We start from the raw sequence: 14169 nt of genomic DNA on the forward strand, positions 1-14169 counted from the left end.
AGGCCATGGTCACAATCACCGGCGCTCAGCTCCCGGGCGGGTCAGGGTGCACACCGGCCGGGTGTCAGGCCCGGGCCACCGAGGCGGTCAGTGCCTCGAACTCGGCCAGGATCGCCGCACCCACAGCCTTGTCCTGTTCACCGTTGCCGCCGCTGATCCCCACGCCACCGACGATCTGACCCTCGAAGACCAGGGGGAATCCGCCCACGAAGATGGCGAACTTGCCGGGCAGCATGTGACTGATGCCGAAGGCCTCGTTCCCGGGCAGGGCCGGCCCGTTGGGCGGTTCGTTGAACAGGTGGGTGGCGCGCTCGTGGCCGGCCGCGGTGAACGCCTTGGCGATGGCGATGTCCACCCCGGTGAGCCGGGCGCCCGGCAACCGGTGCAGCGCAAGGACGTTGCCGCCGTCATCGCAAACGCACAGCGTTTGCTTGACGCCGATCTCCTCGGCCTTTGCCCGGCCCGCGGCCAACAGCGGCAACGCGTCATCAAGGGTGATGCGGTGAATTCGGTGCATTGATAGCTCGCTCTCTTGCGGCAGTCGGTATCGGCTGACGCTGGAATGTCTATCAACGCGCGCTTCTGGGCGGGATGGTCAACATGGCCTGAACTGCTGGCAGATTCGGGTTAAATTGCACATAACCGCTGGGCGGCCGAATCCGGTAATCGATACAGGAGCATCCACAGAGCACGGGGTTTCACATGAGCGCACCACCGGCCGACACCAGGCGGATGACCATTCAGGGCCTTCTCGACGAAGCCTTGATGTCCGGCGCCAGGATCATCGCTGGCACTGACCGCCTCGATCTGGAGCTGAGCTGGGTCCTGCCACTCAACGAGGTTCTCTCCCAGCATGATCCGCTGGACGCGGTAGCCATCTACGTCCGACCGGAATCACTGGCCGCCAGCACTGCCGCGCTTTCGGCCGTGGCCGCGCGGGGTGCCACGACACTGTTGGTGGACGGGGTGGTGCCACCTGACCTGGGCCCGGTACCCGAGCAGCTGGTGATCGTCGAGCTGGGCATACCGGTCGGTTTTGCCGCGCTGAACCGCCTGCTGGCCGAGCGCGCGCTCAGCCAGGAAGTGCACGTGATGCGGTACTCGACGCAGGTGCACGCGTCACTGGCCGGGCTGTTCCACCGCGGCGCCGGATTGCAGATCCTGATCCGCGAGGTCTCCAATCTGGCCTGCAATCCGGCGGTCGCGCTCGACGCCCGCGGGCAGGTGGTGGCCCACAATGGGCTGGCTCCGGAAATGCTTGCTCCGCTGTCGGATTCGATCGTCGAGATGGTGAACGCCGACGTCCCCGCTGCCGAACGGCGGTCCGACGGTCACGACACCCGGATCCAGCCGATCATCGGGCCGCACGAGAGCACCTGGACCTGTGTGGCCAGCGCCATTCGGCTGGGCAAGTCTTTCGAGGGCTGGGTGGCCGTCCTGGTCGCGGATCCGGCGCCGGGCACCCATGACCTGGCTCGATACCAGGTGCTGACCGACCAGGCCACCGCCATCGTGGGGTCGGAGATGCTGCGCCAACGCAGCGTCGACGAGGCCGAGGAACGGGCTCGCGGCGACTTCGTCCAGGCCCTGGTGCACGGCAGTTTCTCCAGCGAGCACGATATGCGCGCCCGCGCCGAGCACCACGACATCGAACTCGACGCCCGGTTCGCGGTGTTCGTCGCTCCCGGGGTACTGCCTCGGCGGGTGGACAACCCCACGGCGGGCATGGTGCGACTGGCCCGCTACGCGGCCGGTCTGGCTCCGCACCCGTCGGTGCACGCCTACGTCACCGTGATCGGCGATGTCCTGGTGGTGGTGCGCACGCTGCGGGCCGAGGAGCCCGCCGATATGCGTAAGGAGATGGCCGAGTACGCCGAGGCCATGTCACTGGAGCTGGAACGGCGTCGGGGCATGCGCGCCCCGGTGGCCTACGGTCGCCCCGCGTGCGGCGCCAGTGAGGTCCGGGAGAGCTACCGGGAGGCCCGCGTCGCCCTCGGTATCGCCCGCCGGCTGCACCGCACCGGGGCCACCTGCTACCAGGAACTGCGCGGTTTCACCGTGCTGGCCCAGGTGGCCGAGGCCGAACAAAGCCGCCAGCTGGTGCGAGAGGTGCTGGGGCCGTTGCGGTCCGGCCCCGACCTGTTGGAGACCCTGGGCGCCTACCTGGCCGAGGGCGGCAACGTGAATGCCACCGCGCGGGTGCTCAACGTGCACCGCAACACCATGCTGGCCAAGCTGGACCGGATCTCGCGGCTGCTCGGGATGGACATCCGGGTGCCGGAGAACCAGTTCACGGTGTGGCTGGCGATCCGGCTCGACCTGCTCGACGAGGTGCACTCGGCGATCGACCGGGAGGCCAGCTTCCGCTGATCACGCCGGCTACGGGTCGGGGCCGACGAACGAGCCGGCCAGACCCAGCGCCACGACCACAGCGCAGGCGATGAAGACGGTCGGGTAGCCGGCCAGGTCGAGGGCCACCGCAACCCATGCCGCGCCGCAGGCCGATCCACCGAAGCGCAGCAGGTTGAACAATCCCAGCCCGGTCCCCTGTTCGCCGGCCGGCGAACGGGTAGCGCCGGTGGCGGCCGGGGTCTGCACCAGGGAGATCCCCACACCCCCGATCACCAGCACGGCGATCAGTGCGCCGAGCACCAACCGGTCCTGGCTCACCGTGACAGTCATGCCGACCTGGGCGATCAGCAGCAACAACAGGCCGCTGCGCAGCACCCGCCGCGGCCCTAACCGGTCCTGCCAGCGTCCCACCAGCGGACCGAGCACCGCCATCGTCGCCGGCACCGCGAACAGCATCATCCCGGCGGCCGAGATCGACACCGACTGCCCCACCAGGTAAAGCGGTATCGCCAACAACGTGGCTCCCAGGCAGAACATCTGGGCGAACGCCGCCAGACAGCTGCGGACGAACCGCGATTCGGTGACCAGCCGGACGTCGACGAACGCGTTCGGGGTCCGGGCGCAATGCCACACGAACCAGGCCAGTGCGCTGACCGCGACCGTCACCGCGGCGGCCACGAGCCAGCCGGGCATATCGGGTTGGGATACCAGGGCCAGGCCGAGCATCAGCATTGCCGAGCCGATCGTCAGTGCCGCCGCACCCGCAAGGTCGAAGGGCATCCGCATCCCCGGGAAGCGCGGTACGTATCGCAACGTTCCGACGAATCCGGCCAACGCCACCGGCACCAGCGGGACGAACACCCAGCGCCAGCCCCAGTTGTCGGCGACCAGGCCGCCCAGGCTGGGACCGACGGCCTGCCCGATGCCGTTGACCGAGGCCCAGGCCCCCATCGCACGGCCCCGCCGCGGACCGGAGAACATCCAGGCGATCAACCCCATGACGGCTGGGGCGAATGCGGCGGCGGCCACCCCACCCAGGGACCGCCAGGCGATCAACAACGGCAGTGACGGCGCCGTCGCCGCCCCTACCGCGCAGACCGCCGTTGCCAGCAGCGCCGCGCAGTAGATGCGCCTTCGGCCAAACCGGTCACCGAACCAGCCGGCCAGCGGTATCGTCGCGGCGAAGCAGACCAGGAAGCCGACCACGACGAATACTCCGTTGCCCAGTGGGGCGTCGAACTCGTCGATGATGGCGCCGAGTGGCACATTCACGACATTGTTGCTGACGGTCCCCACCAGTGTGCCCGCCAGCAGCGCAGCCAGCCCGAGCGGCGTCCCGATGCGATCGTCGCTGCCGTCTTCCAGGCGCACGGCCGGCTGTTGAGCGCTGCCACGAACATCGGTCATGTCGCGCTCAACCATCCTCATCGTCCGGCGAATCCCGTTGCGGATTCCTCTGTTTGCTGAATCACCTGGGCAACGCACCTGTTCCGGACGCGATCTCGTGATGCGCGGCCACACGTACGTTCCGAGAACACTGTCTCACCGTCACGCCCCGACTCGGCCGGTCACAACGGCACACGCTGCACAGCGGCTATGGGCGACGAATGTGCAAGGTGCACAAAAGTACTGCTCACGGAGACGACGAGTCCGACGTCACAGCAAGAAGTTACGCCGCGGAAACCGTGGGCCATGCCGCCGACAAATCTCGAGCATATTGCACATGGTGGGGCAGTCACCGATGTGCACTGTTGTCGTTGACCCCGGTCACAGTCGCGCCGAACATTCCAACATCAGACTGCACAGCCCACCAGCAGTTCAACGAGAGGTCCCACTTTGGACACCCCACTGACCGCGGCACACTGGATCTATCTGGCCGGCATCTTCGTCATCTTGGCCACAATGGCGGTCCGCAAGAACATCGTCGTCCCAGCGGTCACCGCCACCCTGCTCACCGCCTGGGCGTTCTCCGGCAGCGTCATCACCGGGCTGTCATCGATATTCAACGCCAGCCTCACCGCGGCCAAGGAACTGTTCAACATCTTCCTGATCATCGCGATCGTCACGGCCATGCTGGGCGCGCTGCGCCAGATGGGCGCCGACCGGATGATGGTCGCGCCATTCCGCCGGGTGATGCGAACGGGCACAAGCAGCTTCGTCGTCCTGGCGATCGTGACGTACGTGATCTCACTCTTCTTCTGGCCCACGCCGGCAGTCCCGCTGGTCGGCGCGGTTCTCATACCGGTGGCCATCCGGGCCGGTCTGGCCCCGATCTCGGTCGGCATGGTGGTGGCGATCTGCGGACAGGGGATGGCCCTGTCGGCTGACTACATCATCAAAGTCGCCCCTGGTATCTCAGCGAAAGCCGCTGGAGTGGGCCCCGACGCGGTGGCCGACAAGGCGATGGTGCTCTCGCTGATCGTCGGGCTGACGGCCCTGGCCATCACCTATGTCACGCAGCGACATACCTGGCGGACCCCTTCCCCGGACCTGTTACAGGAGTGGGAGAACGAGGCCGACCGACGTCCGACCGACTTGCCGGCGGACTCTGAGTCCGGACCGGACACAGGTTCGGACGTGGGCACTACCGCCGACGGCGTTACTCCCAAACCCCTCGCCATGCCGTCTACCAACGGCGGCTCCGCCACCGCGACCGTCGTCGCCACCCCCACCACGGTCCTGCCCGGGCCGGTGGACGAATCTGAACCGGCCCGAAAGATGTTCTCGGCCAAAGTATTCGCGCTGCTGGTACCACTCGTCTACCTGTGTTTCATCGTGTACCTGATGCTGGGTAAGTTCACCGACATCGTGCCCGGGCTCAAAGGCGGGGACGCGGCAGCCATCGTCGGCGGCCTGGCCGCTCTCCTGCTGTTCGCCGCATCGGCCACCAACGACAAGCGCAACTTCCTGGAAACCTCCTCGGAGCACGTGGTCGATGGGCTGGTGTTCGCGTTCAAGGCGATGGGGATCGTGCTGCCGATCGCCGGGTTCTTTTTCATCGGCAATGGTGACTTCTCGGCCGCGATCCTCGGCCTGCCTTCCGGGTCCCCCGGACCGGCCTTCCTGTTCGACCTCATCACCGCCGCCCAGTCACATCTGTCTCCGAACCCCGTTGTCACCGCGTTCTCGGTGCTGTTCGTCGGCCTCATCGCTGGTTTGGAAGGTTCAGGCTTCAGCGGACTGCCATTGACCGGATCGTTGTCGGGTGCGCTGGCCCCGGTGGTCGACATGGATCCCTCGACGCTGGCCGCGATAGGGCAAATGGGCAACATCTGGTCTGGCGGCGGAACGCTGGTCGCCTGGTCCTCGCTGGTGGCAGTAGCAGGCTTCGCCCGGGTGCCGGTGCTGAGCCTGGCCCGCAAGTGCTTCTTACCCGTGATGTCCGGGTTGATCCTGGCCACCGCCGTCGCAATCGTCATCTTCTAGAAGATGCGCCAATTAGATCGGGCCCGCCTCGGGCTGCTCGCGACCATCACGCTGACTTTCGTCACCGGCATCGTCGACGCGGTCGGCTACCTCGGACTGGACCGCGTGTTCACCGGCAACATGACCGGAAACATCGTCATCCTCGGGATGGGGGTGGCCGGCGCCGACGACCTGCCGGTACTGGGCCCGGCGGTCGCGCTGGCCGGTTTCACTGCGGGTGCCTTCGCCGCGGGTCTGGCGTTGCGGGGCCGACCGGCTGCGGGTTGGGACACCCGGATCACCGTCCTGCTCGGCATTGGGGCACTGACGCTGGTGGCAATCACCGCCGCCGTTGTTTTCGCCGGGGACAGTCCTGCTGCCACCGGCCAGGTGATCATCGCGACCGCCGTCGCCGCGGTGATGGGACAGCAAGCCATGGTGGCCCGCGCCCTTGCCGTCAAGGACATGACCACCGTGGTGGTGACCTCGACGCTGGCCAGCCTGGCCGGGGAGACTTGGCCCGGCGGTGTGCGCGGGGCGCTGTGCAACCGCCGGCTGGTCGCCATTCTGGCTATCTTCCTCGGCGCGGTGGCCGGTGCGGTGCTGTTGCGATTGCACATCGCGGTTCCGATCGGTCTGGCCGCCGTGCTCACCTGTTTCGTGGTCGTCGCCGGCCACCTACGGCTGCATCGAGGTTCAGCCCAAATCGGCGACGCAGCGAAATCCGATGTGGGTGGTCGCGCTGTCCTGTGACTGCGGTGACCGTGCCGCCGGACGGTAGCGGTGACAGTACTCCGGCGCGCACAGGTGTGAACCCCCCTTGAGCGCGTGGTTCACCGTGGGATCCGCGGTGGCCGGCGGCGGGCAGCACGCCGGCGCATCGGCCTGCGACCGGTGCTGGCCGGTGAACCGCGTCGTGGTCCATTCCCATACGTTGCCGATCATGTCCGAGAGGCCGAACGCGTTCGCCGGGAAGCTTCCGACCGGCGAAGTGCCGCGCCAGCCGAGCGCGCCGTCGTTGCGGTACGGGAACCGTCCCTGCCAGGTATTGGCCATCAACTGGCCTCCGGGGGTCACCTCGTCGCCCCAGGCATAGATGCCCTCGACTCCCCCTCGTGCCGCGTACTCCCACTCGGCTTCGGTGGGCAACCGGCGCCCGGCCCAAGCCGCGTAGGCCGCCGCATCCGGGTAGGCCACCTGTACGACGGGGTGGTCGGGGGCGGCCGGGTCCCGGTCGGGTCCGAACGGGCGGCGCCAGTTGGCGCCGGGCGCCCAGTCCCACCATTGCCGCCAGTCCCGCAGGTCGACGGGGCCGTTCGTGGGCATGAACACCAGGGCGCCGGGCACCAGATCGGCCTCGTCCACCCCGGGATACAGCGCCGGGTCCATCGGCTGTTCGGCGATCGTGACGTATCCGGTGGCCTCGACGAACTCGCCGAACTGGGCGGTGGTCACTGGATGCTTCTCGATGGCGAATGCGGCGACGGTCGCGGAGTGGACCGGGGCCTCCTCGGGGTAGAACGCCGTCGAACCCATCTGGAAGGTCCCGCCGGGAAGCTCGATGAGTTCGGTGACCACGGCACCGAGGCTAGTCGGGTCCGGCCGTCGGCCGATTCAGCCCGGCATGGCGATTCCGAAGTCGGCGAGCATCGCCGAACTCGCTTCGTCGAATCCCGGCGTCTCACTCGGGGCTTCGAGGCGCACGACGGCCAGGAAGGCGCCTTGATTGGTCCACACGTGCACGATCCGGTCGGCATATTCGATGCCCTTTCCCGGCCGCTCCGCCAGGATGCCCATCAGCTTCTGCCCGCTGTAGCCGCACAGGTCACCGGGCAGCACGCTGACGCTGTTGATCGGGTACTTCGCGACGCGGTCGTCGGCGTATCGCTGGAAATCCGCCCGGGCGGTCCGCGTCGTCGGGGTGAGCGTGATCTCGGCGGTCATCCCCGCCGGGCCGGTCAGCCGCACCGCTGCCGCATGCGGTGTCACCTCGGTGAACCCTTCGGGCACGGCGACGGTGAGCGTCGGCGAGCCGGGCGCTTGGCTGCCTGCGGTGACGGTCGGGCCGGCCGGGGGCGGGCAGGTGACCTCGCCTGGGGCCAGCACCCTCGTGGTGGTCGGCTCGACCCCGTAAGCCGGCACGGCGAACTCCGACGGACGTTCCCGCTGAGGCGTTGTCACGGGCAGCGTCGTGACCGGCGCCGCCGCCGTCGTGGTTTCGGCGAGTGGATCCGCGATGTGGACGCCGCCCCCGCAGCCCGGCAGTGCCAGCAGCGTCATCGCACACGCCCCCACCCAGATGGCGTTCGCTCTCATCGATCAGCCCCCTCAGTCCCCTCAGTCCTTGGAGAACGCGACAGCGAGCTCCCCCTCGAGGTCCCGGTACGGCTCGCCCGACAGGTCAACGGTGACCTGCCCGATGGTGCCGCCGCCGAACGCGAACGGTGCCCGGTATTGCTGCGACACCGCCGATCCGGTGTTGCGGCCGATGCAGATGCCACCCCCGGCGAGCGCGAACATGCCGGGGTGGGTTTGCATCCCGTCCAGCGTGGCCACCGCGGCGTCGTCGACATACAGGGTCGTGTCCCCCAGCGGGGTATGGCTGCCCTCGACAGTGCCGGTCCGCTGGTACTGCACACCGAAGATGTGCCGCCCCAACGGGATCGGATCGGGCGAGACCAGAGACTGCTCGTGTTCACCGAGGAAGTTGTAGACGTAGTGCAGCCGCCCGCCTGCGATGAACAGGACGTGACCGCCGTGCGCGCCACCCTGTTTGAACAACACGCCTTGCGTGTCATCGCCGTCCACGGTGACGTCGGCAAGCACGGTGAACGACTGCCCGCGCAGTTCGGCGGCCGCACCCAGGCCGACTTCCGAGGTGTTCGGGTAGTAGGTGTAGCGGGACCGCTCCCCGACCAGATAGGGCCGCCACCGGGTCATCGTCTCGAGGATGTTGAGGTCGGCCAGCGGCAGGCCGTTGTACTTGTCGGCCTCGCTGAACCACAGCTTTTGGAGTTCGGCGAGCTTGTCCGGCTGTTCGGCGGCCAGGTCGTGGCACTGGCCGCGGTCGGCCTCGATGTGGAACAGCTCCCAGCGGTCGGCATCGAAATGCGACCACCCCGAGGGGGTGGCGGCGTGCACGGTGTTGGCGAACCAGCCCCTGTGCCAGATGCCGCGGGTGCCCAGCATGGTGTAGAACTGGGTCTCCTTGCCCGTCGGTGCATCCGGATTATCCAGTGCCACTTTGAAACTCATGCCATCGAGCGGCTTCTGCGGAACCCCGCGCACGCTCGCCGGGGGCGTGATGTCGAGCAGGTCGTAGACGGTCGGCGTGATGTCGCAGACGTTGATGTAGTTGTCGCGCACCGCGCCGTGTGACCCAATACCGTTGGGCCAGGAGATGATCGCGGTGTCGGCGATTCCACCCTCATGAGAGGCGTAGCGCTTGAACAGCTTGTAGGGCGTGTTGAACGCCATCGCCCACCCGATCGGGTAGTGGTTGTAGGTCTCCGGCGAGCCCAACCGGTCGATGAACTTGAGCCCTTCCTCGGCGGTGTCGATGTAGCCGTTGAAGAACTTCGTCTCGTTGACCGACCCGTTCGGCCCACCCTCGCCGCTGGCGCCGTTGTCGGAGATCACCACGATGATCGTGTTGTCGAGCTGCCCTGTCTCTTCCAGGAAGTCCAGCACCCGGCCGATCTGGGCGTCGGTGTAGGACAGGAAGCCGGCAAACACCTCGGCCATCCGGGCGAACAGCCGCTTCTCGTCGTCGCTCAAGGTGTCCCACGGCCGCACGGTGTCCTGGGCGGGCCAAGGTTCGCCGTTGGGCCCCTGGACATCCGCATAGGGATTGACCGGTGACAGCTCGGTGTCGGGCGGAACGATGCCCAGCCGTTTCTGGTTCTCCAGCACGATGTCGCGGTAGGCCTCGTAGCCCATGTCGAACCGCCCCGCATACCGGTCGGCCCACTCCTTGAACACATGATGCGGGGCGTGGCCGGCACCCGGGCACAGGTAGGTGAACCATGGTTTGTCCGGGGCGATCACCTTGGCGTCCCGGATGAACTCGATGGTCTTGTCGGCCAGGTCCCGCGAGAGGTGATACCCCTCTTCGGGTGTGCCCGGCGGGTCGACCGGATGGTTGTCGTACACCAGGTCCGGGTACCACTGATCGGTCTCGCCACCCATGAATCCGTAGAACCGTTCGAACCCCCGCGAGCAAGGCCAATGCCGTTTGGTCGCAGCGAGGTTGGACTCTTCCAACGGAGTCAGATGCCACTTGCCCACGCAGTACGTGTTGTAGCCGTTTTCGGCGAGCACCTCCGGGAGCAGGGCGGTCTCGAGTGGAATTCGCCCGTTGCAGTTGGGGAATCCGTCGGTGAACTCCTCGATGGTGGCCATCCCGACCGTGGTGGCGTTGCGTCCGGTGAGCAGTGACGCACGGGTGGGCGAGCACAGTGCCGTGGTGTGGAACTGCGACAGCCGAACTCCGCGCTCGGCGATCCGGCTCATCGCGGGCATGTCCACCAAGCCGCCGAAACAGTCCCACGTGGCGATGCCGGTGTCGTCCCACACCAGATACAGGACATTCGGGGCGTTCTCGACAGCGGTGGGTGCCGCGTATGGGCCCCAGTCCGGTTCGGAATCCCTGATGTCCAGTTCGATCTTGCCGTTGAATGCTGAATTGGACGCTGAGCTGAACGCTGAATTGATCCCGGAGGCCATGGGCTTACCTTCCTCCCGGTTGGCGATTCGGCACCGGTAAGACTGACCGCCCGGAGATTACACCTGTTCAGGGCGTGATAGGCCGGAACCGATTTCCTATCGGCCAGGGTGCCAATTGGCCTGCGCCCTCATCGGCGGCCCGGTAGCGTCGCAGCCGCAGGAGGTCTGCATGCGATGACTGCCAACGCCGAGACCGTTTCCGATGCCGACGCCGGGCATGAAGTACCCCGGGGTCCCGTTATCGCTCGCCCGCATTGGGCCTGGCGCGTCCAGCCTTCCTCGGTCACCCTCAAACTCGTCATGGCCGGCACCGGGATCGTCTTCGCCCTCTTTGTCCTCGTGCACATGATCGGCAACCTCAAGGTGTACACGGGTGCGCAACATTTCGACGACTACGCGGTCTGGTTGCGCACGCTGCTCGAACCGCTGCTGCCCTACGAGGGGGCACTGTGGATCTTCCGGGTGGTGCTGGCCGGGTGCTTGATCGCCCACGTCGGCTGTGCGGTGCTGCTGACCCGCCGGGCGCACGTGGCGCGGGGACGGTTCCGCAGGAGAGGGCTGGGACTGCGGTCGTTCACGGCACGCACCATGCTGGTCAGCGGGCTGGTCCTGTTGCTGTTCATCGTGTTCCACATCCTCGACCTCACCGTGGGAACCCGGCCCTTCGCCAGCGCGTCCTTCGCCGGCGCCACCGAGTCCACCAGTCATGCCTACGACAATCTGATCGCGAGCTTCAGCCGGCCCGGTGTCGCGGTGTTCTATCTCCTGGCGATGGCGGTTCTGGGCGCCCATCTGTTGCACGGATTGTGGACCGCGGTCAACGATCTCGGGGTCACCGGAGCGCGGGCCCGCCAGGTGGGCGTGGTGGTCGGGGGTGCACTCGCACTGGCAGTGATGGTGGGCAACATGACGATTCCGGTCGCCGTGTGGACCGGACTGGTGTCATGACCAGGGGGGAAACGGAAACCGGTTCGCGCGCGGACCCGGTCGCGGGGCTGCGCACCGTCGGCGGCCCGATCAGCGGTGGTGTACCCGACGGTGACCCCGCCCTGGCCTGGCAGCGGCGCACCCTGGACTACCGGCTGGTCAGCCCGCTGAACCGGCGCAAGTTCACGGTCATCGTTGTGGGCACCGGCCTGGCCGGCGCGGGCTGCGCCGCAGCGCTCGGTGAACTCGGTTATCACGTCGAATGTTTCACCTTCCACGATGCACCCCGCCGGGCGCACAGCGTGGCGGCTCAGGGCGGCATCAACGCGGCCCGGGCCCGCAAGGTCGACAACGACAGTGTGGAGCGGTTCGTCAAGGACACCGTGAAGGGCGGTGATTTTCGGGCCCGCGAGGCGGATTGCTTCCGTCTGGCACGTGAATCCGCCCGCGTCATCGACCACATGAACGCCATCGGGGCACCGTTCGCGCGTGAGTACGGCGGCAGTCTGGCCACCCGCTCGTTCGGCGGCGTACAGGTGTCACGCACCTACTACACCCGCGGACAGACGGGCCAGCAACTTCAGATCGCGTCCAGTCAGGCACTGCTGCGACAGGTTGCGGCCGGCACTGTCACTCTGCACACCCGCGCCGAGATGCTCGATGTCATCGTCGATGACGGCCGCGCCCGCGGGATCGTCACCCGCAATCTCGTGACCGGGGAGATCCGCGCCACCACCGGTCATGCGGTGGTGCTGGCTACCGGCGGCTACGGCAACGTCTTCTTCCGCTCGACCCTGGCCCGTAACTCCAATGCGAGCGCGACGTGGCGGGCCCACCTACGGGGTGCATTGTTCGCCTCCCCCGCGTTCATCCAGTTCCATCCGACGGCGCTGCCGGTGAACTCCGAGTGGCAGTCGAAAACCATTCTGATGAGTGAGTCGCTGCGCAACGACGGCCGAATCTGGGTGCCGGTGCGCGCCGGTGACGACCGCGCCCCCAACGACATCCCCGAGGACGAGCGGGACTACTACCTCGAGCGGATGTACCCGTCGTACGGCAACCTCTCCCCGCGCGACGTCTCGTCGCGGGCCGCCCGCACCCAGATCGAAGCCGGGCGCGGCGTCGGCCCGTTGAAGAACAGCGTCTACCTGGATTTCCGAGATGCGCTGGCCCGTCTGGGTTCCGACAAGATCGCCGAGCGCTACGGCAACCTGTTCTCGATGTACCGCGACGCCACCGGCGAGGACCCGTATCAGGTGCCGATGCGGATCGCCCCGGGCGCCCACTTCTCGATGGGTGGCCTCTGGAACAATTTCGACCAGATGACTTCCATCCCAGGTCTTTTCGTCGCGGGCGAGGCCGGCTGGGGATACCACGGCGCCAACCGCCTCGGTGCGAACTCGCTGCTGTCGGCCTGCGTCGACGGCTGGTTCACCTTGCCGTACTCGGTGCCCGACTACCTGGCCGGCCTGCTCGGCACGGCACCGCCCGCCGCCGACGATCCGGCGGTGACCCGCACGCTGGACGAGGTGAGCCAACGCGTCGAGCGTCTACTGGCGGTGGGTGGCAGCCAGGGACCCGACCGGTTCCACCGCAAGCTCGGCGACGTGCTCTACACCGGCTGTGGAGTGTCCCGATCGGCACAGGGGCTGACCGACGCGATCGCCGCCATCGACGAGCTGACCGCGCAATTCTGGTCCGACCTGCGAGTGGCCGGGTCAGGCGCACAATTCAACCAGGAACTCGAAAAGGCCGGGCGGGTGGCCGATTTCCTCGGCCTGGCCCGGCTGATGTGCATCGACGCGCTCGACCGTGACGAATCGTGTGGCGCGCACTTCCGTGTCGAACACCAGACCCCCGACGGTGAGGCCGAACGCGACGACGACAGGTGGTGTTTCGTCTCGGCCTGGGAGCATCGCCCGGACAGTCCGCCGGTCCGTCACGACGAGGCTCTGACGTTCGCGGCCGTTCCACTGCAGACGAGGAACTACGTATGAGGCTGACGTTGCAGATCTGGCGCCAACCCGACACCGCCTCGGAGGGCCGATTCGAGGACTACACCGTCGACGACGCGACGCCCGAGATGTCGCTGCTGGAGCTGCTGGACCGGCTCAACGACACCCTGGTGGCCGACGGCCGGGACCCGGTGGCCTTCGATTCCGACTGCCGCGAGGGCGTTTGTGGATCCTGCGGGATCACCGTCGACGGACGACCGCACGGGCCCGTGCCCAAGACGCCCGCCTGCCGACAGCACGTCCGGTCCTACCGCGACGGCGCGCGCATCCGCATCGAGCCGTTCCGTTCGGCGGCCTATCCGGTGGTGCGCGATCTGGTGGTGGACCGCTCGGCACTGGACCGGATGATCGCCGCGGGCGGGCACATCGCCGTCGACGCGGGCACGGCCGCCGACGCCGATGCCGAGCCGCTGCCGCACGACGACTCCGAGTACGCCTTGGATTTCGCGGCCTGCATCGGGTGCGGGGCATGTGTGGCGGCCTGCCCCAACGGAGCGGCGCACCTGTTCGCGGGGGCCAAGCTGTTGCATCTGGGCACCGTCACCCGGGGCCGGCAGGAACGGTCGCGCCGGGCCACCACTCTTGTCGGGCAGATGGAGCGCGAATTCGGGCCGTGCTCCAGTTACGGCGAATGCTCCGAAGTCTGCCCCGAGGGCATCCCGCTCACCGCCGTCGCAGCGGTAAATCGCGAAGTGGTGCGGGCCCGCCTGCGCGGCCCCAGGAACTGAATCAGCGAGGGGACTGC

Annotated in this window: 11 protein-coding genes; 6 read left to right on the forward strand and 5 right to left on the reverse strand. The window is 67.5% G+C overall.

Translation table 11 applies throughout. From position 1 onward, the window contains the following. Window positions 1–64: 64 nt before the first annotated feature. Window positions 65–517, reverse strand: a complete 453-nt coding sequence (locus EH231_RS24815; protein ID WP_090424644.1) for a GlcG/HbpS family heme-binding protein — start codon at window positions 515–517, stop codon at window positions 65–67. Window positions 518–702: 185 nt separating this feature from the next. Here EH231_RS24815 and EH231_RS24820 point away from each other — a divergent pair, with 185 nt between their 5' ends. Continuing rightward, window positions 703–2370: a PucR family transcriptional regulator gene (locus tag EH231_RS24820; RefSeq protein ID WP_090424643.1), complete on the forward strand. Its 1668-nt coding sequence runs from the start codon at window positions 703–705 to the stop codon at window positions 2368–2370. Between the two features lie 9 nt (window positions 2371–2379). On the opposite strand, the gene EH231_RS24825 is transcribed toward EH231_RS24820, so the two are convergent. Further along, entirely contained in the window at window positions 2380–3759 is a 1380-nt protein-coding gene (locus EH231_RS24825; protein ID WP_124713510.1) for an MFS transporter, read from the reverse strand. Between the two features lie 429 nt (window positions 3760–4188). On the opposite strand from EH231_RS24825, the gene EH231_RS24830 reads away from it, so the two are divergent. Together EH231_RS24830 and EH231_RS24835 are read left to right on the forward strand one after the other, a co-directional pair. Continuing rightward, window positions 4189–5778 carry a hypothetical protein gene (locus EH231_RS24830; RefSeq protein WP_090424642.1) on the forward strand — a complete coding sequence of 530 codons (1590 nt, stop codon included), beginning with the start codon at window positions 4189–4191 and terminating at the stop codon, window positions 5776–5778. Window positions 5779–5781: 3 nt separating this feature from the next. Then, on the forward strand, window positions 5782–6510 hold the full coding sequence (locus EH231_RS24835; protein WP_090424641.1) for a YoaK family protein: 729 nt from the start codon (window positions 5782–5784) through the stop codon (window positions 6508–6510). Here the strand turns inward: EH231_RS24835 and EH231_RS24840 are convergent. From EH231_RS24840 to EH231_RS24850, 3 genes are read right to left on the reverse strand one after another with little or no spacing between them, the layout of a single operon-like run. Further along, window positions 6454–7335, reverse strand: a complete 882-nt coding sequence (locus EH231_RS24840) for a formylglycine-generating enzyme family protein (protein WP_090424640.1) — start codon at window positions 7333–7335, stop codon at window positions 6454–6456. The genes EH231_RS24835 and EH231_RS24840 overlap by 57 nt on opposite strands. A gap of 36 nt (window positions 7336–7371) precedes the next feature. Then, a complete protein-coding gene (locus EH231_RS34425; protein ID WP_241177803.1) occupies window positions 7372–8073 on the reverse strand; it encodes a hypothetical protein in 702 nt (233 codons plus the stop codon). A gap of 21 nt (window positions 8074–8094) precedes the next feature. Then, on the reverse strand, window positions 8095–10482 hold the full coding sequence (locus tag EH231_RS24850; protein ID WP_090424639.1) for an arylsulfatase: 2388 nt from the start codon (window positions 10480–10482) through the stop codon (window positions 8095–8097). 174 nt (window positions 10483–10656) lie between these two features. Between EH231_RS24850 and EH231_RS24855 the strand changes: the two genes are divergently transcribed. Genes EH231_RS24855 through EH231_RS24865 form a run of 3 tightly spaced genes read left to right on the forward strand, consistent with a single transcriptional unit; the run spans window position 10657 to window position 14152 of the window. Beyond that, window positions 10657–11430 (forward strand): succinate dehydrogenase cytochrome b subunit, encoded by a 774-nt coding sequence (locus EH231_RS24855; RefSeq protein WP_090424638.1) that lies wholly within the window; start codon window positions 10657–10659, stop codon window positions 11428–11430. After that, entirely contained in the window at window positions 11427–13406 is a 1980-nt protein-coding gene (locus tag EH231_RS24860; protein ID WP_090424637.1) for a fumarate reductase/succinate dehydrogenase flavoprotein subunit, read from the forward strand. Before EH231_RS24855 ends, EH231_RS24860 begins: the two co-directional genes overlap by 4 nt. Then, window positions 13403–14152: a succinate dehydrogenase/fumarate reductase iron-sulfur subunit gene (locus tag EH231_RS24865; RefSeq protein ID WP_090424636.1), complete on the forward strand. Its 750-nt coding sequence runs from the start codon at window positions 13403–13405 to the stop codon at window positions 14150–14152. Before EH231_RS24860 ends, EH231_RS24865 begins: the two co-directional genes overlap by 4 nt. The last annotated feature ends 17 nt before the right edge of the window (window positions 14153–14169 follow it).

It is taken from the genome of Mycolicibacterium nivoides (assembly GCF_003855255.1).
In the GTDB taxonomy this organism is placed as follows: domain Bacteria; phylum Actinomycetota; class Actinomycetes; order Mycobacteriales; family Mycobacteriaceae; genus Mycobacterium; species Mycobacterium nivoides.